This window comes from Duganella radicis (assembly GCF_009720825.1).
GTDB classification, from domain to species: domain Bacteria; phylum Pseudomonadota; class Gammaproteobacteria; order Burkholderiales; family Burkholderiaceae_D; genus Rugamonas; species Rugamonas radicis.
On the sequence record NZ_WNKY01000016.1, the window covers coordinates 102397 to 124516 of the forward strand.

Sequence of the window (22120 nt, forward strand, 5' to 3'; positions counted from 1 at the left end):
AGCTATTTTGAAATTTCTTATGGATACTCCAGACCCATCCCAAGTCGCCGAACGTTTGGCGCTGTTGCGGGCCGCGATGCGTCAGGCGCAAATCGATGCGCTGATGATTCCGTCCGCCGATCCGCACCTGTCCGAATATCTGCCGGAACGCTGGCAAGGCCGCGAATGGGCTTCCGGTTTTACCGGCTCGGTCGGCACCCTGATCATTACGCCGGAATTCGCCGGCGTCTGGACCGACGCCCGTTACTGGACCCAGGCCGAACAGCAACTGGCCGATACCGGCATCCAGCTGATGAAGCTGACCTCCGGCGCCAGTGTGCAATATGTTGACTGGCTGGCAAGCCACCTGAAAGCCGGCCAGACCCTGGCCGTGGACGGCGCCGTGCTCGGCCTCGCCATCGCCCGCCTGCTGCAAGGCGCGCTGGACGCCAAAGAGGTCCACCTGCGCACCGACCTCGACCTGCTGGAACAAGTCTGGCAAAACCGCCCAGCCCTGCCGGCCGCGCCAATTTACGCGCACCTGCCGCCCTACGCCTCGAAAAGCCGCGGCGGCAAGCTGGCCGACCTGCGCAGCGCCATGCAGCAGGCCGGCGCCAACCGCCATCTGATATCGACGCTGGACGACATCGCCTACCTGTTCAACCTGCGCGGGGCCGACGTCAACTTCAACCCGATTTTCCTGTCGCACGCCCTGGTCACGCCCACCCGCGCCACGATGTATGTCGCAGACGGCAAGATTTCCGCCGAACTGCGCACCGCGCTGGCCGACGAGGACATCGACGTCGCGCCCTACGCATCGGCTGCCGCCGCCCTGGCCGCGCTGCCGGCCGACGCCGTCGTGCTGCTGGACCCGCGCCGCATCACCCACGGCACCCGCCAATGGATTCCGGCCAAGGTGAAAGTCATCGAAGCCATCAACCCGACCACCTTGGCCAAGTCGCGCAAGAGCGAGGCCGACGCCGTCCACGTGCGCGAGGCCATGGCGCAAGATGGCGCCGCCCTGTGTGAATTCTTCACCTGGCTGGAACAAACCCTGTCCAACCCGGACCGCGCGCCGCTGACCGAAGTGGAAATCGACAAGCAAATCACCGCCGCCCGCGCGCGCCGCCCCGGCTTCATCAGCCCGAGCTTTGCCACCATCGCCGGTTTCGGCCCCAACGGCGCGATCATGCATTACCGCGCCACCGAAGCGCGTCACGCGGTCATTGAAGGCAACGACTTGCTGCTGATCGATTCCGGCGGCCAATACCTGGGCGGCACCACCGACATCACCCGCGTGGTGGCGGTTGGCCGCATCACCGACGAGCATCGCCACGATTTCACGCTGGTGCTGAAAGGCATGATCGCGCTGTCGGCCGCCCGCTTCCCGCGCGGCGCCAAGTCGCCCATGCTGGACGCCATTGCCCGCGCGCCGCTGTGGGCCGAGGGCATTGACTTCGGCCACGGCACCGGCCACGGCGTCGGCTATTTCCTCAACGTGCACGAAGGCCCGCAGTCGATTTCGCCCAACACCCCGCCGGAAGCGCACACGGCCATGGAGCCCGGCATGATCACTTCCATCGAGCCCGGCCTGTACCGCCCCGGCCGCTGGGGCATCCGCATCGAAAACCTGGTGCTGAATCGCGCCGCCGGCCACACCGAGTTTGGCGAATTCCTCAACTTCGAAACGCTGACCCTGTGCCCGATCGACACCCGCTGCATCGAACCATCGCTGCTGCGCGACGACGAAAAACGCTGGCTCAACGATTACCACGCCACGGTGCGCCAGCGCCTGTCGCCGCTGCTGTCCGGCGCGCCGCTGGCCTGGCTGCACACCCGTACGGAGGTCCTATGAGCGGACGCGCGACCAAAGCCACCTCGGCGGTAGACCGCCTCAAGCGCCGCACCGGCAATCAGAAATATTCGATGTCGGTGACCGGCGGCGGCCACTTCTTCCTGTCCGACGGCGCCGGCAATCCGCCGCTGTGCGCGCCGATGGAGCTGGACGACTTCGTCGCCTTCGTCAACGGCATCGAGCCGCCCGCGCCCAAGCGCGTGAGCAAACTGGATATCGCCTTCGAAAAACAACTTAAAAAATAAAGAGGCTCGTCATGCCCGCCATCGAATTCCTGCAAGCGTACTGGTCGCAATCGGAGATCGCCACCAACGCGGTGATCCTGTTGAACTTGCTGGGCGCGTTGGCGCTGGGCCTGCTGGTCGGGTATGAGCGCTCTTACCACGGCCGCGCGGCCGGCATGCGGACTTATGGTCTGGTGTGCATGGCCTCGGCCGCGCTGACCGTGATCGGCGGCTATCCGGGCCACTGGTTTGGCGGCCACGTGTCGCAATACCTGGTGAACTCGGACCCGACCCGCGTCATCCAGGGCATCGTGACCGGTATCGGTTTCCTGGGCGCCGGCGTCATCATGCGCGAAGGCTTCAACATCAGCGGCCTGACCACGGCGGCCTCGATCTGGGCGTCGTCGGTGATTGGCGTGATGGTGGGCATCGGCTTCTACATGGGCGCGATGGGACTGGCGGCCTTGTGCGCCTGCTCGATGATTTTCCTGACCCGGGTGGAAGCCTGGCTGCCGTCGCGCCACGCCATCGCCATCACCATGCGCTTCAAGGCCGGCTACAAGCCGCAGGAGCCGGCGCTGCGGGCGCTGGCGCTGCAACGCGGCTATGAAATCGCCGGCGGCTCGCTGATGATAGGCAGCGAGGGCGGCATGCAGGAGTGGCGCTTTGTCGCCATCGCCCTGAGTAAACGCAGCGGCGCGCCGATGGCGGTATTATCGGCGGAGTTGGCCGAATTTGACGGCATCCACAGCTTCCAGCTCACTCACGCACGCAACTGATCATGAATGCACAAGCACAGGCAGTATTTGATTTCTGGTTTGCCGGCGCGCAGGCGCCGCGCCGCGAATGGTTTCAAAAAGACGATGCCTTCGACCGCGAGATCGAACAGCGCTTCGGCGAGCAGATCGCGCAGGCGCTGGAAGGCGGTCTGCATCAATGGGATGCCGAAGGCCCGCAAGCCGCGCTGGCGCGCATCATCCTGCTCGATCAGTTTTGCCGCAACGTGTATCGCGGCACGCCGCTATCGTTTGCCGGCGACCATCTGGCCTTGCAGGCCGCGCTCGATATGATCGAGGCTGGTGAGGATCAGCGGCTGTCGCCTTTGCAGCGCGCCTTTGTCTACCTGCCGCTGGAGCATGCGGAGGACATGGCGATGCAGGACCAGGCCGTGGCCTTGTTCACGCGTCTGGCGCAGGCGGATGCCGGGCTGGATGGCATGCTGGATTACGCCAAACGCCATCGCGAAGTGATACGCCGCTTCGGCCGTTTCCCGCATCGCAACGCCATTCTTGACCGCGCATCGACGCCGGCCGAACTGGCGTTCCTCAAGCAGCCGGGATCGGGCTTCTGATGACGCTGACGGTGAACCTGGTCGGCGCCGGCCACGTGGGCCGTGTGCTGGGCAAGCTGCTGTCGGCGCAAGGCTATGCCGTGCGGCAGGTGCTGACGCGTTCGGCGGCGTCGGCGCGACAGGCGGTGGCATTTATCGGCGCCGGCGGCGCCATCGCCGATTACGCGCAGTTGCAGCCGGCCGCCATCCATGTGCTGGCGGTGGGTGATGACCAGATCGTGCCGGCGTGCGAAGCATTGGCGCGTGCCGTGCCGCTGAGCGGCAGCATCGTCTTTCATTGCAGCGGCGCGCTCGCCTCGGACCGTTTGCAAGCCGCGCGCGACGCCGGCGCGCTGGTCGCCAGCGTGCATCCGATCCGCAGCTTTGCCGATCCGTCTGCCGTGGCGGCGCAATTTGCCGGCACCTTCTGCGGCATCGAAGGCGACGAGGGTGCCCTGGCCGTGCTGACGCCGGCGCTGCAAGCCATTGGCGCGCAGCCGGTGCCGATCAATGCCGAGGCCAAGACGGTGTATCACGCTGCCGCCGTGTTCGCCAGCAATTATCTGGTGACGGTACTGGACGCCGCCCTGCGCGCCTATCAGGCGGCCGGCGTCCCGGAGCCGGTGGCGCGCCAACTGGCGCAGCCGCTGGCCAGCGAATCGATGGCGAATGTGTTCCGCCTGGGCGCGGCCGCCGCGCTGAGCGGCCCGATCGCACGCGGCGACATGGTCACTGTGGCGCGCCAGCAGCAAGCCGTCAGCGCGTGGGATGAGGAAACCGGAGCGTTGTATCGGGCGCTTGTGGCGCCGACCACGGCGCTGGCGCGCAGAAAACCGCGGAAATAGCGCCAACTCCTTGTAAATTACTACTTAACAACTATATTTTAAGTAGATGTAGCGGCGATCCGTGCCACGTTTTGCAGTTGTAATGCCACGAATTCACAAAATAAACACCGTATCAGTCGACAAACCTACGAATTAGCAATAAGCTTGATTCTTAGAATGTTTTCAAGCGGCAAGCTTAACCGGCGCCAAAAATCTGGATAGTAGGGGTAAGAACATGTTATTTCTGAAAAGTACGACCGTAACGAAAGCGCCAGGAATTTACGACGTCGACGTCGCTGCCAAGCCACCAGGCAAAACCTTTGGCGTGTTCATCGCCACCGATCCGGACAATCCGCCGACCGAAGTGCTGGCGCAGCTGACCGCCATGGGTTTCAAGCAAACCTATAGCGGCGGCTACACCCACAAAGACCGCGGCAAAGTGCTGGACCTGCACTTCCAGAAAGCCGGCACCGACTTGTTCGAAGGCTGGAAAGCGGAAGAGCTGGAAGCCAATATGGCCGCCATCAACGCGCTGTTCAACGGCGTCGGCATCACCATCACCCCCCGCGTGATGAGCCTGGCCGAAGCCTACGCTTGAGCCTCGATGTGATACAGGCCCCAGGGGCATAAACCGAACCGGTCGCTGACCGGTTTGGCCGCCATCTCGGGCACTTTATCGGCGTCGTACACGGCCCACAGCGGACCCAGTCCGCCCAGCGCCATCGGTGCGCCATCCAGCCAGGTGGCCACGATGTAGCGCTGCGCCCTTGCCTGCGCCACCGTCACGGTGGCGGCAAAACCATCAATCGCGCGCAGCACCAGCTTGCTGTTGTCGTTGAGCCTGGCGCCGGCCGCCTTCATCACATCCAGCAGCAAGGGGCCGCGCAGCGTGTGCGGCTTGCTGTCGTATTCCAGCGTGGGCTGGATGGTAATGGCCGGCAGCGCCGTCAGCGCCGCGTAGTCGAAGGCATGCGCCTTGTCGAAGCTGAGCTTTTGCTTGAACATCATCTGATCGCGCACCGGATCGAGCTTGCCGCGGTTGCCGTTGCCGATGGCGCCGGTGACGGTCAGCAGGGTGGGGTCGCCGGCGGCGGCGGCGCGCGCCGGCAAGGCGAGGGTGGCGGACCAGCCGGCCAGCGCGGCCGTGCCCAGGAACTGGCGTTTTTTCATGCTGTGACTCCCTGAATGCGTAGTGCCGGTATCATACCGCGCATGGACTTATTTGCCGATGACACCGCCCTCTCGCCCATCCCCATCGACGATGGCGAACTGTGGTTCCAGCAGCGCTTGCAACTCGACTTGCCGCCGGAGGAGGTGATGCGCCGCTTGCTGGAAGAGACCGACTGGCGTGCCGAGCAGATCCAGGTGTGGGGCAAGCTGCACATGCAGCCGCGTTTGTCGGCCTGGCATGGCGAGGCCAGTTATCGCTATTCCGGCAAGACCTTTCATCCGCAGCCGTTCACCGCGCTGCAACTGCACATCAAGCAGGCGGTCGAACGCGTCACCGGGCGGCGCTTCAACAGCGTGCTGCTCAACTACTATCGCGACCAGCGCGACAGCATGGGCTTCCACGCCGACGACGAGCGCGAGCTGGGACTGCGGCCAGCCATCGCCTCGGTCAGCTTTGGCGCGCCGCGCACCTTCATCCTCAAGCACCGACGCTTGCCGAAGACGGTGAAGCTGGCGCTGGGCGACGGCTGCCTGCTGCTGATGGCGGGCGCGCTGCAACAGCACTGGCTGCATGGTATCAACAAGGAACGCACGCCGCGCGGGCCGCGCATCAACCTGACCTTCCGACAAATTTTGTAGGCTCTGCTGAAGAAGCAACAGCGGACTGGCGCAAGGACTGCTATCGTATCCTTATCGTGCTGGGAGGACATTATGTTTAGCAACATGAAAGTCGGTACCAAACTCATCAGTGGCTTTTCCTTTGTGGCGGTGGTGGGTGCGCTTGTGGCCTGCATCGGCATCTACAGCATGAGCCAACTGAACCGGGCGGCGGACAGCATGTACCGCGAAGACCTGGTCGGCCTTTCCTACATCAAGGAGGCCAATATCAACCTGATCTACGTGGGGCGCGCGCGCAACGCCTTCCTGGCGGCGACGTCGGCCGAGGAGCGCGCGCGCCACCGCAACGATATCAAGCAAGCCCTGACCTCGATGGACGCTTTGCTGGCCAAGGCGCGGCCGCTGTTCGTCACGCCGGCCGGGCAAAAAATGCTGGATGGCTTTGCCGCCCCCTTGCAGGAATACGGCCGCCTGATCGACGCGGCGCTGGACAGTGCCGAGCGCGAGCCGCTGGCGCAGCGCGGCGAGGAGGTCGCGCGCCCGCAGGCGGCGGCGCGCGCGCAGGCCGACAAGCTGGACAAGCTGATGGATGAAATGACCGAGCTCAAGGAATCACGCGCCGCCACCAAGGCGGCCGACACCGGCGCGCTGTACCGCTACAGTCTGGCGCTGATGGTGGCGCTGGTGGCTGGCAGTCTGATTGTCGGCCTGGCGCTGGGCGGCCTGATCACGCGCGCACTGACGCGGCAGCTCGGCGGCGAGCCGGGCGACGTCGCCAAGGTGGCCGGCAAGATCGCCGGCGGCGACCTGACGGTGGATGTCGCGGTGCGGCAGAACGATACGGGCAGCGTGTTGTTTGCCATGAAGTCCATGCGCGACAGTCTGGGCGGCATTGTCGGCCAGGTGCGCAGCGGCACGGACACCATCGCCACCGCCTCGGCGCAAATCGCCAGCGGCACCCAGGACTTGTCGGCGCGTACCGAACAGCAGGCCGGCGCGCTGGAGGAAACCGCGTCCTCGATGGAGCAACTGACCTCCACCGTCAAGCAGAACGCCGATCACACGCGGCAGGCCAACGAGCTGGCGCGTTCGGCCTCCAGCGTGGCGCAGAAGGGCGGCGCGGTGGTGGATGAGGTGATCGGCACCATGGGCGAGATCAATGCTTCGTCCGGCAAGATTGCCGACATCATCGGCGTCATCGACGGCATCGCCTTCCAGACCAATATCCTGGCCTTGAACGCGGCGGTGGAAGCGGCGCGCGCCGGCGAGCAGGGCCGCGGCTTTGCCGTGGTGGCGTCGGAAGTGCGGACGCTGGCGCAGCGCTCGGCGACCGCGGCCAAGGAAATCAAGCAGCTCATCGATGAGTCGGTCAGCAAGGTGGGCGCCGGCGCGCGCCAGGTGGACGAGGCTGGCGTGACCATGCGCGAAATCGTCGCCAGCATCCAGCGCGTGACCGACATCATGGCCGATATCCAGGCCGCCAACAGCGAACAAAGTACCGGCATCGAGCAAATCAACCAGGCCATCGTGCAAATGGATCAGGTAACGCAGCAGAATGCCGCGCTGGTGGAAGAATCGGCCGCGGCGTCGGAAGCGATGCAGGAACAGGCGCGCAAACTGGCCGAACTGGTCAGCGTGTTCCGGGTGGAGCAATCGGGACCGGCCCTGGCGGCGCCGTCCAGGCCGCGTCCGGCGCCGCGCGTCGCGCCGAAAACGGTGGCCACGCTGCCCAAGCCGGTGTCATCCAGGAAAACTGTTAAGGAAACGGCAACGGATTGGGAGGAATTTTAAGCTCGTTTTAAGTTTGGCGCATCTTGAAATTTGCCAATGATCGTTTGGCTTACATCTCGTCACACTTCTTACTAATTCGGTGACCAAAGGTGTTGGTTGGAGTGCTATCTTGGACACATCGCAATTCATAGCAACTGCGATCCCAAGCAAGTCCGCTTCAACCATTTTGCTGAAAGATCAACATCATGAAAAAAATTCTGTTTGCTTTAGTCGCTTCCGCAGCCGCCCTGGGTGGTACCGCAGCTTATGCACAAACCAACACGCAAGATGCCGCCGGCACCGGCTACATCGGTCTGGGCGCGGTGGCCAGCCGTTACGACATGGGCCAGCCTGGCTCGACCAGTACCGACAACCGTACCGGCACCAAAGCCGCCGGCAAAATCTACGGTGGTTACAACATCGACAGCACCTGGGCGGTGGAAGCCGGCTATACCGATTTCGGCAAACGCAGCTACAACTACACCCAGGGTGGCGCTGCCGGCGGCCTGAACACCGACGCGCACTCGTACTACCTGGCGGGTAAAGGCACCTGGCCGGTGGCCAAGGACTTCGCCGTGTTCGGTAAGCTGGGCGTGGCGCGCAACCACAACGAGGTGACCACCTCGGGCATCGCCTCGGTCAGCGGCAGCGACAACAAAACCGCCCTGTACGCTTCGGTGGGTGGCGAGTACGCCATCAACAAAAACGTGAAAGTCTCGCTGGAGTACGAAAACTACGGCAAGAACGACATCGACACCGGCCGCAAAAACGGCGCCATCACGGCGGGCCTGCGCTACAACTTCTAAGCGCATCGCGGTATAACTCATCAAGTTCAGAGGGCCGGGGGCATTGCTCCCGGCCCTTTTGCCTTGTGTAGAATGCTAGTCAAATTCGACACGGGCGGCGTATGGATAGGATACAGGCCATGACGGCCTTTCTGGCAGTGGTGGACGCGGATGGGTTCTCGGCGGCGGCACGCAAGCTGGGCGTTTCACCTTCCGTGGTGACGCGTGCGGTCACGGAACTGGAGGAACGGCTGGGCACCCGCCTGCTGACACGCACCACTCGCTTCGTCCGTCTGACGGACACGGGCCGCGTCTACGCCGAAAACTGCCGCCGCATTCTGGCCGATCTGGAAGAGGCCGACAGCACCGCCGCCGGTGCGCACGCCGCGCCGCGCGGCGAGTTCACCATCACCGCCACCGTCAACTTTGGCGCCATGCACGTGGCGCCGGTGGTACGTGAATATCTCTCGCTTTATCCACAGGTGTCGGTGCACTGCTGGTTCATCGACCGCAATGTCAACCTGGTGGACGAAGGCGTGGACGTGGCGGTGCGTATCGGCGAATTGCCGGACTCCTCGCTGCAAGCGATCCGGGTGGGACGCGTGCGGCAGGTGCTGTGCGCGTCGCCCGCCTACCTTGCGCGGCAGGGCGTGCCGCGGCGCCCCGAGGATTTGTCGCAGCACACCATCGTCACCGCCACCGGCCTGACGCCAACACCGGAGCTGCGGTTCGCCAACGATCTGAAGGTACGCGTGCAACCGCGCATGACCACCACCACCAACGAATCGGCGGCCGCCATGGCGATTGCCGGTTTCTGCATCACGCGCCTGCCGCTGTACCAGATCGCTCCGGCCGTGCGGCGCGGCGAGCTGCAACTGGTGTTGGAACAATTCGAGCGTCCCGCGCTGCCCATCCACGTCGTGCACCGCGAAGGGCGGAATGCATCGAGCAAAATCCGCACCTTCATCGATATGACGGTGGCGGCGCTGCGCAAGGACGCCAGCCTGCAATAGTCAGCGCTTGAATGCCCGCATGTACTGATCGGTCAGCGTGGCGACTTCGTCCAGCCTGGTGTCCATCGCAAAGTGGCCGGCGTCGAGGATGGCAATGCGTGCCTGCGGCACATCGCGCTTGAAGGCCTGCGCGCCCGCCACGGTGAAGGCCAGATCGTGCCTGCCCCAGACCACCAGCGTCGGCAACTGGTGCGCGGCCAGCCATTGTTGCCACTGCGGATATGCCGCCAGATTGTGCCGATAGTCGTAGATCAGTTCCGATTGAATCGCCGCCTGCCCGGGCCGGTTGAGATAGGCATACTCGTCCATCCACAGATCCGGATCGTAGGCCTCCACATCCGGATCGCTGCCGAGATGGCGGTTTTTCGTGACGGCCAGCGACAGGTGTGCTGCGCGGACCTTTTCCTCATGCGCGGCGCGATCGCTCCAGAACGGCTTGCGTGCCGCCCACAGCGCGCCGAGGCCTTCTTCGTAGACATTCCCGTTCTGAAAAATCGTGCCCTGGATGGCATCCGGCCGCCGGACCGCCATGCGCATGCCGACCGGCGCGCCGTAATCCTGCATGAACAGCACGTAACGCCGCACGCCGACGGCGTCGGTAAACTTGTGCATCACTTCCGACAGATGCTCGAAGGTGTAGACAAACTCCGCTGGCGAAGGCGCATCGCTATTGCCGAAGCCGGGATAGTCCGGCGCGATCAAGTGGTAACGGTCGCCCAGCTTGCGCATCAAGCCGTCATACATGCGCGATGAGCTGGGCACGCCGTGCAGCAGCAACAGCGTCGGCTTGTCCGGCGAACCGGCTTCGCGGTAAGCGATGTTGACGCCATCGATGGTCACATGGCGATAGACGACCGGCGCGGCGATGGCCGAAGTGCTTGCCGTGATGGCCAGAGCGGCGGCAGCGGCGATTTGTTGAGCATTCATGGTGATCTCCTGGGTTTGGATAGCGCCAGTGTCACTGATCGCACAGCCGGTGAGAATGGCCATTTCCGGCAATGCACTTTTCCAAATCAGGAAATAAAAAACCCGAAAGCCGTTGCCAGCTTTCGGGTCGGGTCCGAGCCAATAGGCGCTTAGTTGGTCAGCGGCTTGTAGCGGATACGCTTCGGCTTGGCGCCTTCTTCGCCCAGGCGTTTCTTCTTGTCGGCTTCGTATTCCTGGTAGTTACCGTCGAAGAAGGTGACTTGCGAGTTGCCCTCAAACGCCAGGATGTGGGTGGCGATGCGGTCCAGGAACCAGCGGTCGTGCGAGATCACCATCACGGAGCCGGCGAACTCCAGTAGCGCATCTTCCAGCGCGCGCAGGGTTTCCACGTCCAGGTCGTTCGACGGTTCGTCCAGCAGCAGCACGTTGCCGCCCTTGAGCAGGGTCTTGGCCAGGTGCAGACGGCCGCGCTCACCGCCCGACAGGTTGCCGACGATTTTCTGCTGGTCGGCGCCCTTGAAGTTGAAGCGGCCCAGATAGGCGCGCGACGGCATTTCGAAGCGGCCCACGCTCAGGATGTCGGCGCCGCCCGAGACGTCTTCAAACACGGTCTTGGCGTCGGCCAGCTTGTCGCGGCTCTGGTCCACCAGCGAGATTTTCGCGGTCTTGCCGATCACCACTTCGCCGCTGTCCGGCTGGTCCAGGCCGGCGATCATCTTGAACAGGGTCGATTTACCGGCGCCGTTCGGGCCGATGATGCCGACGATGGCGCCCGGCGGAATCGTGAACGACACATTGTCCAGCAGCAGGCGGTCGCCAAAGCCCTTCGACACGTTCTTGAATTCGATCACTTCATTGCCCAGACGCTCGGCCACAGGGATGAAGATCTCCTGCGTCTCGTTGCGCTTCTGGTATTCGTACTCGCTCAGCTCGTTGAAGCGGGCCAGACGGGCTTTCGACTTGGCCTGGCGCGCCTTCGGATTCTGGCGCGACCATTCCAGTTCCTTTTGCAGCGCCTTCTGGCGTGCCGATTCGGTGGCTTCTTCCTGCTTCAGGCGGTCCTGCTTCTGCTCCAGCCACGAGGAATAGTTGCCCTTCCATGGAATGCCATGGCCGCGGTCCAGTTCCAGGATCCACTCGGCGGCGTTGTCGAGGAAGTAGCGATCGTGGGTGATGCCGACCACGGTGCCGGGGAAGCGCACCAGGAATTGTTCCAGCCATTCCACCGACTCCGCGTCCAGGTGGTTGGTCGGTTCGTCGAGCAGCAGCATGTCCGGTTTGGACAGCAGCAGTTTGCACAGCGCCACGCGGCGCTTTTCACCGCCCGACAGCACGCCGATTTTCTGATCCCACGGCGGCAGGCGCAGCGCGTCGGCGGCCATTTCCAGTTGCAGGTTGAGGTTGCCGCCATCGGCCGCGGCGATGATCGACTCCAGACGCTCCTGCTCCTTGGCCAGCGCGTCGAAGTCGGCGTTTTCATCGGCGTAGGCGGCGTACACGGCCTCCAGCTTGGCTTGCGCCTCAAACGCTTCGCCCAGGCCGGACTCGACTTCCTGGCGCACGGTTTTTTCCGGGTCCAGCTGCGGTTCCTGCGGCAGGTAGCCGATGCTCAGGCCCGGCATCGGGCGTGCTTCGCCCTGGATGTCGGTATCGATGCCTGCCATAATTTTCAGCAAGCTCGACTTACCGGAGCCGTTCAGGCCCAGCACGCCGATCTTTGCGCCCGGGAAGAAGGACAGCGAAATATCTTTCAGAATCTGGCGCTTGGGCGGGACGATTTTGCCCACGCGGTTCATGGTATAGACGTAATTTGCCATTGAGAATCTCAGTGAAGGTATAAATGCAGGGAAGGACGACAGGATACGATAAATCCCGCCATCTTCCCACTATTTAGCGCGTTTGCCGACCCACAGCCCTTCGGCCACGTACAGGATCAGCGCCGCCCAGATGATCAGGAAGCCGGTCATGCGCTCGGCCGTGAACGCTTCATGGAACACCCACACGCCCAGCAGCGCCTGCATGGTGGGCGACAGGTATTGCAGCAAGCCCAGCACCGCCATCGGGATCTTGCGCGCGCCGGCCGCGAACAGCAGCAGCGGGATGGCGGTGATCGGCCCGGCCGCCGCCAGCAACCAGCGGGTGCTGTCGTGCGGGGTATTGATGAAGGTGTTCTGGCCATGGAAGCTCAGCCACAGTACGTAAATCAGCGCCAGCGGGAACAACATCATGGTTTCCAGCGACAGGCCCTCCAGCGCCGCCAGTGCCGCCGTCTTGCGCAGCAGGCCATAGCCGCCGAAGGTGATGCCCAAAATTAAGGCAATCCACGGCAGCTGGCCGGCCTGCCAGGTCAGCCAGGCCACGCCGGCGGCCGCCACGCTGATGGCGATCCATTGGCCGCGCCGCAGATGCTCTTTCAGCACCACCAGCCCCAGCAGCACATTCACCAGCGGATTGATGAAGTAGCCGAGGCTGGCGTCGATCACGTGGCCGTTGTTGACCGACCAGATGTAGACGCCCCAGTTGGCCGTCAGCAGCAGGGCGCTTGCCATAAAACTCAGCAGGATGCGCGGCTGTTGCAGCACCTTGGGCAGCCATTTCCACTGCTGGCGCGCGGTCAGCACGATCACCAGGAACAGCAGCGACCACAGCATGCGGTGCGCCAGGATTTCCTGCGGCGGCACCTCGTTGATGGCGTGGAAGTACAGCGGGAACAAGCCCCAGCACAGAAAGGCCGACGTCGCGTACAAAATTCCTGAATTCATGGGGTGCGACTGCGAAAAGTAAGAGTAGGTCGATCATTATCGCTCATCCGCGCGCGCTCCGCAGGCGCCGCTCTCGCGCTCGCGTCCGCGGCGGCGTACACTCTCGGTATTGACCGTTTGGAACGTCTCCATATGCCAAAATATTCTTGCCTTTTGCCTACGCTTGGCCTATTGTGCAATGCACCAAAACAACAACAGGTGCAACCTTGACCGAGCAACATAAGAAAAGCAGTCTCGCGGCACTCACGCTGGCCGCTGTCGGCATTGTCTATGGCGACATCGGTACCAGTCCTCTCTACACCCTCAAAACCGTCTTCGATCCCGAGCATGGCCTGGCGCTGACCGAGGGCAATCTGCTGGGCATCATCTCCCTGATTTTCTGGGGCCTGACCATCATCGTTTCGCTCAAATACGTCAGCCTGGTGCTGCGCGCCGACAACCGCGGCGAGGGCGGCATCATGGCGCTGATGGCGCTGGCGCTCAATTCCGTCACCAAGGCGGCGCCGAAATGGCACTACCCGCTGATGCTGCTGGGCGTGTTCGGCGCCACCATGTTCTACGGCGACAGCGTGATCACGCCGGCCATCTCGGTGCTGGGCGCGATCGAAGGCCTGGAGGTGGCGGCGCCGGGACTGGAACAGTACATCGTCCCGCTCACCATCATCGTGCTGATCACCCTGTACGCCATGCAGCGCCACGGCACCGCCGGCATCGGCCGCTTCTTCGGCCCCATCATGGTGGTGTGGTTTGCCACGCTGGCCGTGATGGGGCTGGTGAACATCGTCGAGGCGCCACGCGTGCTGTACGCGCTCAATCCGTTCAATGCGCTGCGCTTCATGTACGAAAACAGCATGATCGCCTTCGTCGCGCTGGGCGCGGTGGTGCTGGCGCTGACCGGCGCCGAGGCGCTGTATGCGGACATGGGCCACTTCGGCAAGAAACCGATCCGCGCCGCCTGGTTCATGATCGTGTTCCCGGCGCTGGCGCTGAACTACCTGGGCCAGGGCGCGCTGCTGTTGACGCACCCGGACGCGGTGACCAATCCCTTCTTCCATCAACTGGGCGAGTGGAGCGTGTACCCGCTGGTGGTGCTGTCGACGCTGGCGGCGGTGATCGCCTCGCAGGCCACCATCTCCGGCACCTTCTCGATGACCAAGCAGGCCATCGCGCTGGGCCTGCTGCCGCGCATGCGTATCCTGCACACCTCGGCCAGCGAGATCGGCCAGATCTATATCCCGGCGGTCAACTGGCTGCAACTGGTGGTGGTGCTGCTGGCGGTGGTGGGCTTCGGTTCTTCCGACAAGCTGGCCGGCGCCTACGGCATCGCCGTCACCGCGACCATGCTGGCCACCACCGTGCTGACCTTCTTCGTGATCCGCTACCGCTGGCACCTGCCGCTGGTGCTGTGCTTTGGCGCCACCGGCTTCTTCCTGGCGCTGGACATCGCCCTGTTCTCGGCCAGCACCCTGAAGCTGTTCCACGGCGGCTGGTTCCCGCTGCTGCTGGGCGTGGTGCTGTTCACCGTGATGCTGACCTGGAAACGCGGCCGCGAGCTGGTGTTCGAGAATCTGCAAAAGCACGCGATTCCGCTGGAAGAGTTCCTGTCTTCGCTGTTCGTGGCGCCGCCGACCCGCGTGTACGGCACCGCCATCTTCATGCGCGGTGAAAGCGATGGCGTGCCGCACGCGCTGCTGCACAACCTGTCGCACAACAAGGTGCTGCACGAGCGCGTGGTGTTCCTGACCGTGCACATCATCGAGGAGCCGTATGTGACGGAGGCCGAGCAGGTCAAGGTGACCGACCTGGGCCACCAGTGCTACCAGCTGAATATCTACTACGGCTTCAAGGATGAACCGGACATCCCGCGCGTGATGCGGCTGTGCGAGTGCCTGGAGTTGCCGTTCGAGATGATGGAGACCTCCTTCTTCATCGCCCGCCAGACCGTGATTTCGGCGCCGGGTTCCGGCATGGCGACCTGGCGCGAGCACCTGTTCGTGGCCATGTCGCGCAATGCGCGCGGCGCCGCCGACTACTACCAGATTCCGCCCAACCGTGTGATTGAACTTGGCACGCAAGTGGAAATTTGAAGACAAAATAATGTAACTGAATGTAGTGCCGGGAGTGGAAGTGGCGCGGTCTGCTAAACTTCTGCGCCGGGACGCCTGAATACGAATACTCATCAAAGGTACATAATGAAATCGAAGTTGCAATTTATCGCCGCTGCGGCCTGCGTAGCGGTACTGACCGCCTGCGGTGGCGGCGCCAAGGCTCCGACCGCCGTGGTCGTGGCCCAACCGGAATACAAGCTGACCACCACCGTGGTTGGCACTGGCCTGACGGCGGCCGCCGGCGATACCGTGACGTTCAATTACACCGGCTACCTGTATGACTCGACCAAGTCCGACCTCAAGGGCAAGGTGGTCGATGTGGGCGCCTCTTATGTCGGCACGGTTGGCGTGGGCGTGCTTCCAACGGTGAGCCTGCCGGCGCCGGGCTGGGATCAGGCGCTGCTGGGCATGCAACCGGGCGGCAAGCGCACCACGGTGTTGCCGGCCAATCTGGCTTACGGCGCCAACGGACGCGCGGAGACAAAAATCAATGGCGTGACGTATGACGCCATCCCGGTGAATACGCCGATGGTGTATGACTTCGAGCTGCTGAATGTCACCAAGGCGGTGTACGTGCCTTCGACCACCTTCACCGACGTCAAAGTGGGCACCGGCACCGCCGCCGTCAGCGGCAGCGCGGTCACCGTCACCTACACCGGCTGGCTGTACGACGCCACCAAGGCGGACTTCAAGGGCACCCAGTTCGACACCAACGTCGGCGGCACGCCATTCGCGTTCACCGTGGGCACCGGCGTGGTGACCGGCTTCAGCATCGGCGTCACCGGCATGCAGGTCGGCGGCAAGCGTACCGTGATCGTGCCACCTGGCCAGGGTTACGGCATCGCCGGCTCCGGCGACAAGATCCCGCCTAACGCCACGCTGGTGTTCGACATCGAGCTGCTGACCGTGAAGTAAGCGGACCGCATGTGAAGAAAAGGCAGCCTGCGGGCTGCCTTTTTTTTATGCCCGCAGCACCTGCACCGGGGCGATGCGCATGGCGGACCAGGTGTGGCGCGCGGTGGCCGCCGCCGCCACCAGCAGGGCGAACGCCAGCGCCGCCAGCGGCGCCCATGCGCTCCACGGCGTGTGCTCGGCGAACGGCGCCAGGTAGCGTGCGATCGCCAGCCAGGCCGGCGGCAGTGCGATCAGGGCCGCCGCCGCTGTCAGCAGCAGGAACTCGCGTCCGACCAGGGAGGCGATCGCCGCGCGGCCGGCGCCATGCAGCTTGCGCAGCACAATCTCGCGCGCGCGCCGCTGTACGCTGTGCGCCGCCAGCACGTAGATGCCGAACGACGCCAGCACCAGGATCACCGCCGTGGCGCAGGCCAGCAGGCGCGCCAGCCGCACGTCGTCGGCATAGGCGAGGGCGTAGTAGCTGGCGGCCTGCCGTATCGTTGGCGGCTGGGCCGGGAAGTAGCGCTGCCAGGTGGCGAGGATGGCCGGTTCCACGTCGGCCCGCGCGCCGCCCAGGCGCACGGTGAACAAGCCGCTGTCGCGCGACAGCTGGTACATCAGCGGCCGCACCGGATCGCGCAGCGTTTCCCAGCGCAGGTCGGGCGCCACGCCCACCACGCGCCACTGCGTGCCATTGATGCGCTGGCCGATGGCCGCGCGCGCGGAGGCAAAGCCCAGCGCGGTCACGGCGGATGGATTGAGCACCACGCTTTGTTCATCCTCCGCCGCCGCGTGCGCGTCGCGCACGTCGAACATGCGGCCGGCCAGCGGCTGTATGCCGTACACCTGGAAGAAGTCCTTGCCCACCATTTGCATGGGCATCGCCACGCTGCTGCCGTCCACGTGCTTGACGGTGCTGCTGGCGCGGGTGCCGGTGTGGTCGTCGCGGCCCGGCACATTGCGGCTGTCGGCCACGCCCGCCACACCGGGCAGGTGCGCCAGCGCGTCGCGCAAGGCGTCGGCCGGCGGCTGGTTGAGCGCGATCGGCATATCGATCACCAGCAGCGGCGACGGATCGAAACCGGGCGGGGCTTCGGCGGCAAAGCGGGTCTGCCACAGCATGGCCAGCGCCAAGCTGCCCATGCCGATGGCGGCGCTGAACTGCAGTGCCGTCAGCGCACGCCGCAGCCAGGCGGCGCTGGCGGTTTCGCCGCTGCGTTGCGCCAGCGTGGCGCGCATGTCGACGCCGCCCGCCAGCCAGCCGGGATACACACCGGCCAGCAGGCCGACCAGCGCGCCGAAGGCCAGACAGGCCGTCACCGACAGCGGCGTCACCGCGTCATTCAGTTGCCGTTGCAGCAGTTCGGACGCCAGCGGCAGCAGCAGCCATGCCAGCAGCACGCCCAGCGCCGCCGCGGCCACCGACAGCAGCAAGGCCTCGCTCATGAACTGCGCCAGCAGCTGTCGGGTGGAGGCGCCCATCACGCGCCGCACGGCGATTTCGCGCTGGCGTCGCACCGCGCGCACCGTCGCCAGATTGATGTAGTTGACCACCGCCAGCAGCAAGATCAGCAAACCGGCCGCGCCGAGCGCCAGCACCACGCGCATGTCGCCGCGCGGGCCGGAGCCCATGGTGTTAGCGACGGTGCGGTCGAAATAGGCCTCGGCCAGCGGACCAAGCGCCAAGTCGACCATCTTGCGTTCGCCCAGCGCCGCTTTCATTTCCGGCGTGGCCATGCTGGCCCATGGCGCGGTATCGACGGCCTGTTGCAGCGCCGCTTGCAGCACTTGCGGGCTGGCGCTGGTCTTCACGTAAATGCGGCCGTTGATGCCCATCCAGTTGTCCAGCACCTGCTTGCGTTCCTGCTCGTTCCACAGTGCGCTGCCGATCCCCACCAGTGCGCCGAATTGCATGGTGCTGTTGGAAGGGCGGTCCGGCAACAGCGCCCGTACTTGCAGCGCCTGCCCATTCAACACCGCCGTGCGCCCGAGCACACCGGCTTTGCCGAACAGCTGGAGCGCCGCTTGCCGCGTCAGCGCCAATCCGTCCGGCCGCGTGAGAGCTGCATGCAGATCGCCTTGCAGCGCACGCAGGCCGGCGATCTGTTCGAAGGCCGGATCCACCGCCGTGATGTCGACCATGCGCAGCACGCCATCCTGGTTCATCGCCGCCTGGCTTGGCCACCATGCGCTGACTTCTAGCGGCAGTCCGCTTTGCAGGGCGACGCCGCGCAGTGCGAAGGGTGTGTATTCCATCCACTGCGGTTGCGGGATGAAGTTGAGGCGATGCTTGATGGCGTACACCTGTTCGCGCTGCGGCACATCGCGGTCGTAGCTGAACGAGTACTGCACAAACGTCAGCAGCACAAAGCAGACGGCAAAGCCGGCCGCAAGTCCCAGCAGTTCGATGGCGGTGTTGAGCGGATGGCGCAGCAGCAGGCGCCAGCCCATGCGGAAGTCGCGCAACATCATGCCGCTTGCAGCGCGTCGACCATCACGCGGCCGTCCAGCAGGTTGAGGGTGCGCGAAGCCTGGGCGGCGTGGTCGGGCGAGTGGGTGACCATGACCACCGTCGTGCCTTCGGCGTTGATGTCGCGCAGCAGGCGCATGACCTCATCGCCGTGGGCGCTGTCGAGATTACCGGTCGGTTCGTCGGCCAGCAGCACGGCGGGGCCGGACACCAGCGCGCGCGCGATCGCCACGCGCTGTTGCTGGCCGCCGGACAGTTGCGATGGACGATGGCCGGCGCGGTGGCCCACGCCGAGCTTATTCAGCATGGCCGTCACGCGCTCGCGCCGCGCGCGCGCGGGCGTGCCGTTGTACTCCAGTGCCAGTTCCACGTTTTCAAATACAGTCAGTTCTTCGATCAGGTTGAAGCTCTGGAAAATGAAGCCGATGCGCCCGCGCCGCAGCTTGTTCAGTTGCGATTCGCTCCAGCCGGCCACGTTCTGGCCTTCGAACCAGTACTCGCCGCGCGTCGGCACATCCAGCAGGCCGAGGATGCCGAGCATGGTCGACTTGCCGCAGCCCGACGGCCCGGTGATGGCGACATATTCGCCCGCTTCGATATGCAGATCGATGCGGTCCAGCGCCGTGGTCTGGATCTCTCCCGCTTGATGAATTTTGCTGACGCCGACGAGTTTGAGCATATGTGTCTACCTTGTGTGTTGTAGTGAGAGGTTACTGCGAAATTTGCAGCCGTGGCGCATTTCCATACGCCGCGTAGCTGGACAGGATGACTTTCTCCCCCGCGTTCAGGCCTTCCAGCACTTCGACCTGGCTGTTGTTGCGGCGGCCGATGCGCACCGTGCGTCGGTCGGCGTTGCGGCCCGCCGCATCCAGCACGTAGACCCAGGCGCCGCCGCTGTCGTTGATGAAGGCGCCGTTGGGCAGCAGCAGGGCGCTGGCCGGTTCGCCCAGCGTGATGCGCGCATCCAGGCTCTGGCCGGGATTCAGTACCGGCGGCTGCCCCTGCGTGAATACCAGTTCCACGCCGAAGCGGCCATCCTTGATTTGCGGGTAGATGGTGGCGATGTCGGCGGCATAGTTGCGCCCATCCTGCTGCACGCGGGCGTGGCGGCCGACGACCATGCGGTTCAGGTAATACTCGTCCACGCTGGCGGAGAGCTTGAAGCGCGCCGGATCGTCGATGCGGCCGATGTTTTTGCCGGTGGCGATGGATTCGCCCACTTGCAGGCGGAAGTTGGTCAGGCGCCCCGCCACCGGCGCGCGCACGGCCAGCGCCTCGACCGTGGCCGACACCAGTTTGAGGCCGGAGTTCAGGCCATGCACCGCGCTTTCCAGCTGCTGGTCGGCCTGGGCGCGCACACGCGATTCGGCTGCCGCGGCTTGCTGCTCCTGCGTCAGCGCGCGCTGTTGCTGGGCGAGGCGGTCGGCCGATTCCTCCAGCGCCACGGCGGAGATGAAGCCTTGCGCGGCCAGCCTGATATTGCGTGCGTGCTGCTTGCTGGCCTGATCCAGCGCGAATTGCAAATCGTCCAGCCGGCGCCGGTGGTCGCTGGCGCTGGCCTCCTGCGCCACGCGCAGGTTGGACAAGTTGAAGATGCTGACCGCGCGCTCGGACTGGCGCGCCAGCAGTTCCAGGTTGCGCTGCGGGTTGGAGATGCGGAACAGCAGCTGGCCTTGTTTCACCAGCGCGCCATCGGTAGCGAAAACTTCTTCCACGCGGCCTGATTCCACTGCGTCGAGAATGACGGAGCTGAGCGGCTCGGCGCTGGCGCGCACGATTACTTCATCGACGAACACGCCGCGCGCGGCCTGCCCGGTACGCAGGTCGGCGCCGTCGATTTGCAAGCCGTGCGGCATCCAGGCCCACAACGCGCCGGCGCCGGTCGCCAATGCCGCCAGCACGGCGGCGATGATGGCGATGCGCTTGCCGCGACGGCGCGGCACCACCACATCCATGGCGGCGCCGGTGTGCGGCGTGGCGGGCTCAAATTTTTTTTTCATGTGCATGCGGGCCTTACTGCAAACGCTGTGCCATGCTGAAAACGCGGTTTTAGGGTGGTGAGTGTTCATTTCCGAACACTTGCCGCTGTCCGCTAGCGGACAGGCTGCGGAGGTGGACGTTTACAGCGTTTGGACGGCTGCTAGAATGGCCGCATGTCTGCCTATATCCTGATCCTCGATGACGATGCCGACGTGGCCACGGCCGCGCAATTGCTGCTGCGCCGCCGCTATGGGCAGGTGGCCACGCTGTGCGATCCGGCGGGCTTGCCAGCCTTGCTGGCGCGCGGTGTGCCGGATGTGGTGCTGCTGGATCTGAACTTCACGCCGGGCCGCATCAACGGTGCGGAAGGCCTGGCGTTGCTGGATGTGCTGCGCGCGCAGGCGCGCCCTCCGGCCGTGATTGCGATGACGGCGTATGCCGATGTGCCGCTGGCGGTGGAAGCGCTCAAGCGCGGGGCGGGCGATTTCATCACCAAGCCCTGGGATAACGCGCGGCTGATCGCGGCGGTGGATCAGGCTTTGGCGCGGCGCGAGGCGGTGCGTGGCGGCGCGGCGGGGTCGCCGGAGTTGATGGGCGAGTCGCGCGCCATGCGGGAATTGAAGGCCTTGATCGCCAGCGTTGCGCCGACCGAGGCCAATGTGATGGTGCTGGGTGAGAACGGCGTTGGCAAGGAGCTGGTGGCGCGGGCGATTCATGCGGCGTCGCGCCGGGCGGCTGGCACCTTGCTGGCGGTGGATATGGGCGCGTTGCCCGAGTCGACGTTTGAGAGTGAGCTGTTCGGGCATCGCAAAGGCTCGTTCACCGATGCGAAGGCTGACAGGGCGGGACGTTTCCAGGCGGCGCGCGGCGGCTCGCTGTTTTTGGATGAAATCGGCAATATGCCGCTGGCGGCGCAGGCCAAGTTGCTGACGGCGCTGGAGCGGCGCGAGGTGACGCCGATTGGCGCGGACAAGCCGGAGTCTATCGATGTGCGGATTATCAGCGCCACCAATCTGGAAGAGGCGCGCTTGTTCGATCCGTTGGTGTTCAGGGCGGATTTGCTGTTTCGCCTGAATACCATTGTGATCCGCGTACCGCCCTTGCGTGAGCGGCGCGAGGATGTGCCGCTGCTGTTGCAGCATTATCTGAGGATGTATGAGACGCAGTACGAACGTCCGGCGCGCAATGTGAGCGCGGCGGCATGGGATGCGCTGCTGCGGCATGACTGGCCCGGCAACGTGCGCGCCCTGCGCCACGCGTGCGAGCGCGCGGCCATTCTCGGGCAGGGCGTGGAATACGCGATCAGCGATTTCGGCCTGGTGACCGCCAACGCGGCGCTGCTCGCAGCGGCCAGCGCCGGGGCGACCGGCGCTGCCGCACACGGCGCGGCTGGCATGCCGGCGCCCGGCCC

Annotated in this window: 20 protein-coding genes; 13 read left to right on the forward strand and 7 right to left on the reverse strand. The window is 64.7% G+C overall.

Translation table 11 applies throughout. The features are described from left to right. Nucleotides 1–19: 19 nt before the first annotated feature. The 6 genes from GM676_RS16205 (at nt 20) to GM676_RS16230 (ending at nt 4810) form a co-directional block, all read left to right on the forward strand. Entirely contained in the window at nt 20–1834 is a 1815-nt protein-coding gene (locus GM676_RS16205) for an aminopeptidase P family protein (protein WP_155464735.1), read from the forward strand. After that, nucleotides 1831–2079 carry a hypothetical protein gene (locus GM676_RS16210; RefSeq protein ID WP_155464736.1) on the forward strand — a complete coding sequence of 83 codons (249 nt, stop codon included), beginning with the start codon at nt 1831–1833 and terminating at the stop codon, nt 2077–2079. The genes GM676_RS16205 and GM676_RS16210 overlap by 4 nt, the downstream gene beginning before the upstream one ends. A gap of 11 nt (nt 2080–2090) precedes the next feature. Continuing rightward, nucleotides 2091–2837 (forward strand): MgtC/SapB family protein, encoded by a 747-nt coding sequence (locus tag GM676_RS16215; protein ID WP_155464737.1) that lies wholly within the window; start codon nt 2091–2093, stop codon nt 2835–2837. Nucleotides 2838–2839: 2 nt separating this feature from the next. After that, a complete protein-coding gene (locus tag GM676_RS16220) occupies nt 2840–3409 on the forward strand; it encodes a DUF924 family protein (RefSeq protein WP_155464738.1) in 570 nt (189 codons plus the stop codon). Then, nucleotides 3409–4233 carry a Rossmann-like and DUF2520 domain-containing protein gene (locus tag GM676_RS16225; protein WP_155464739.1) on the forward strand — a complete coding sequence of 275 codons (825 nt, stop codon included), beginning with the start codon at nt 3409–3411 and terminating at the stop codon, nt 4231–4233. Before GM676_RS16220 ends, GM676_RS16225 begins: the two co-directional genes overlap by 1 nt. A gap of 214 nt (nt 4234–4447) precedes the next feature. Beyond that, nucleotides 4448–4810 (forward strand): hypothetical protein, encoded by a 363-nt coding sequence (locus tag GM676_RS16230; protein WP_155464740.1) that lies wholly within the window; start codon nt 4448–4450, stop codon nt 4808–4810. Here the strand turns inward: GM676_RS16230 and GM676_RS16235 are convergent. Then, entirely contained in the window at nt 4801–5382 is a 582-nt protein-coding gene (locus tag GM676_RS16235) for a putative pterin-binding protein (RefSeq protein WP_155464741.1), read from the reverse strand. The two genes, GM676_RS16230 and GM676_RS16235, sit on opposite strands and share 10 nt — an antisense overlap. Nucleotides 5383–5424: 42 nt before the next feature. On the opposite strand from GM676_RS16235, the gene GM676_RS16240 reads away from it, so the two are divergent. The 4 genes from GM676_RS16240 to GM676_RS16255 all read left to right on the forward strand — a co-directional run bounded on the left by GM676_RS16240 (nt 5425) and on the right by GM676_RS16255 (nt 9568). Continuing rightward, a complete protein-coding gene (locus GM676_RS16240) occupies nt 5425–6021 on the forward strand; it encodes an alpha-ketoglutarate-dependent dioxygenase AlkB family protein (RefSeq protein WP_155464742.1) in 597 nt (198 codons plus the stop codon). 84 nt (nt 6022–6105) lie between these two features. Beyond that, on the forward strand, nt 6106–7791 hold the full coding sequence (locus GM676_RS32785) for a methyl-accepting chemotaxis protein (protein WP_308936687.1): 1686 nt from the start codon (nt 6106–6108) through the stop codon (nt 7789–7791). A 185-nt stretch (nt 7792–7976) separates the two neighbouring features. Beyond that, nucleotides 7977–8576 (forward strand): outer membrane beta-barrel protein, encoded by a 600-nt coding sequence (locus tag GM676_RS16250; RefSeq protein ID WP_155464744.1) that lies wholly within the window; start codon nt 7977–7979, stop codon nt 8574–8576. Between the two features lie 101 nt (nt 8577–8677). Beyond that, the gene (locus GM676_RS16255; protein ID WP_155464745.1) at nt 8678–9568 is read left to right on the forward strand and encodes a LysR family transcriptional regulator; all 891 of its coding nucleotides are present in this window, start codon (nt 8678–8680) and stop codon (nt 9566–9568) included. On the opposite strand, the gene GM676_RS16260 is transcribed toward GM676_RS16255, so the two are convergent. The 3 genes from GM676_RS16260 to rarD all read right to left on the reverse strand — a co-directional run bounded on the left by GM676_RS16260 (nt 9569) and on the right by rarD (nt 13257). After that, a complete protein-coding gene (locus tag GM676_RS16260) occupies nt 9569–10495 on the reverse strand; it encodes an alpha/beta fold hydrolase (protein WP_155464746.1) in 927 nt (308 codons plus the stop codon). A gap of 149 nt (nt 10496–10644) precedes the next feature. Further along, complete coding sequence (gene ettA / locus GM676_RS16265) at nt 10645–12312, reverse strand: energy-dependent translational throttle protein EttA (protein WP_155464747.1); 1668 nt, start codon at nt 12310–12312, stop codon at nt 10645–10647. 69 nt (nt 12313–12381) lie between these two features. Further along, nucleotides 12382–13257 (reverse strand): EamA family transporter RarD, encoded by an 876-nt coding sequence (rarD, locus tag GM676_RS16270; RefSeq protein WP_155464748.1) that lies wholly within the window; start codon nt 13255–13257, stop codon nt 12382–12384. A gap of 206 nt (nt 13258–13463) precedes the next feature. Between rarD and GM676_RS16275 the strand changes: the two genes are divergently transcribed. After that, nucleotides 13464–15344 (forward strand): potassium transporter Kup, encoded by a 1881-nt coding sequence (locus GM676_RS16275; protein WP_155464749.1) that lies wholly within the window; start codon nt 13464–13466, stop codon nt 15342–15344. A gap of 105 nt (nt 15345–15449) precedes the next feature. Then, on the forward strand, nt 15450–16280 hold the full coding sequence (locus GM676_RS16280) for an FKBP-type peptidyl-prolyl cis-trans isomerase (protein ID WP_155464750.1): 831 nt from the start codon (nt 15450–15452) through the stop codon (nt 16278–16280). Between the two features lie 45 nt (nt 16281–16325). On the opposite strand, the gene GM676_RS16285 is transcribed toward GM676_RS16280, so the two are convergent. The 3 genes from GM676_RS16285 to GM676_RS16295 are packed head-to-tail and all read right to left on the reverse strand — an operon-like array spanning nt 16326 to nt 20729. Further along, nucleotides 16326–18731 carry an FtsX-like permease family protein gene (locus GM676_RS16285; protein ID WP_155464751.1) on the reverse strand — a complete coding sequence of 802 codons (2406 nt, stop codon included), beginning with the start codon at nt 18729–18731 and terminating at the stop codon, nt 16326–16328. After that, nucleotides 18728–19408, reverse strand: a complete 681-nt coding sequence (locus GM676_RS16290; RefSeq protein WP_155464752.1) for an ABC transporter ATP-binding protein — start codon at nt 19406–19408, stop codon at nt 18728–18730. Before GM676_RS16290 ends, GM676_RS16285 begins: the two co-directional genes overlap by 4 nt. Nucleotides 19409–19439: 31 nt before the next feature. Beyond that, a complete protein-coding gene (locus GM676_RS16295; RefSeq protein ID WP_229262721.1) occupies nt 19440–20729 on the reverse strand; it encodes an efflux RND transporter periplasmic adaptor subunit in 1290 nt (429 codons plus the stop codon). A 153-nt stretch (nt 20730–20882) separates the two neighbouring features. Between GM676_RS16295 and GM676_RS16300 the strand changes: the two genes are divergently transcribed. Next, nucleotides 20883–22120, forward strand: a 1238-nt coding sequence (locus GM676_RS16300; protein ID WP_155464753.1) for a sigma-54-dependent transcriptional regulator, incomplete at its 3' end; no start/stop codon positions are given.

Coding starts and splice junctions, on each gene's coding strand:
- GM676_RS16220 (WP_155464738.1), top strand. CDS start 2,840: ATGAATGCACAAGCACAGGCAGTATTTGATTTCTGGTTTGCCGGCGCG.
- GM676_RS16230 (WP_155464740.1), top strand. CDS start 4,448: ATGTTATTTCTGAAAAGTACGACCGTAACGAAAGCGCCAGGAATTTAC.
- GM676_RS16235 (WP_155464741.1), bottom strand. CDS start 5,382: ATGAAAAAACGCCAGTTCCTGGGCACGGCCGCGCTGGCCGGCTGGTCC.
- GM676_RS16260 (WP_155464746.1), bottom strand. CDS start 10,495: ATGAATGCTCAACAAATCGCCGCTGCCGCCGCTCTGGCCATCACGGCA.
- ettA (WP_155464747.1), bottom strand. CDS start 12,312: ATGGCAAATTACGTCTATACCATGAACCGCGTGGGCAAAATCGTCCCG.
- GM676_RS16225 (WP_155464739.1), top strand. CDS start 3,409: ATGACGCTGACGGTGAACCTGGTCGGCGCCGGCCACGTGGGCCGTGTG.
- GM676_RS32785 (WP_308936687.1), top strand. CDS start 6,106: ATGAAAGTCGGTACCAAACTCATCAGTGGCTTTTCCTTTGTGGCGGTG.
- GM676_RS16205 (WP_155464735.1), top strand. CDS start 20: ATGGATACTCCAGACCCATCCCAAGTCGCCGAACGTTTGGCGCTGTTG.
- GM676_RS16250 (WP_155464744.1), top strand. CDS start 7,977: ATGAAAAAAATTCTGTTTGCTTTAGTCGCTTCCGCAGCCGCCCTGGGT.
- GM676_RS16210 (WP_155464736.1), top strand. CDS start 1,831: ATGAGCGGACGCGCGACCAAAGCCACCTCGGCGGTAGACCGCCTCAAG.
- GM676_RS16290 (WP_155464752.1), bottom strand. CDS start 19,408: ATGCTCAAACTCGTCGGCGTCAGCAAAATTCATCAAGCGGGAGAGATC.
- GM676_RS16280 (WP_155464750.1), top strand. CDS start 15,450: ATGAAATCGAAGTTGCAATTTATCGCCGCTGCGGCCTGCGTAGCGGTA.
- GM676_RS16255 (WP_155464745.1), top strand. CDS start 8,678: ATGGATAGGATACAGGCCATGACGGCCTTTCTGGCAGTGGTGGACGCG.
- GM676_RS16295 (WP_229262721.1), bottom strand. CDS start 20,729: ATGAAAAAAAAATTTGAGCCCGCCACGCCGCACACCGGCGCCGCCATG.
- rarD (WP_155464748.1), bottom strand. CDS start 13,257: ATGAATTCAGGAATTTTGTACGCGACGTCGGCCTTTCTGTGCTGGGGC.
- GM676_RS16240 (WP_155464742.1), top strand. CDS start 5,425: ATGGACTTATTTGCCGATGACACCGCCCTCTCGCCCATCCCCATCGAC.
- GM676_RS16285 (WP_155464751.1), bottom strand. CDS start 18,731: ATGATGTTGCGCGACTTCCGCATGGGCTGGCGCCTGCTGCTGCGCCAT.
- GM676_RS16215 (WP_155464737.1), top strand. CDS start 2,091: ATGCCCGCCATCGAATTCCTGCAAGCGTACTGGTCGCAATCGGAGATC.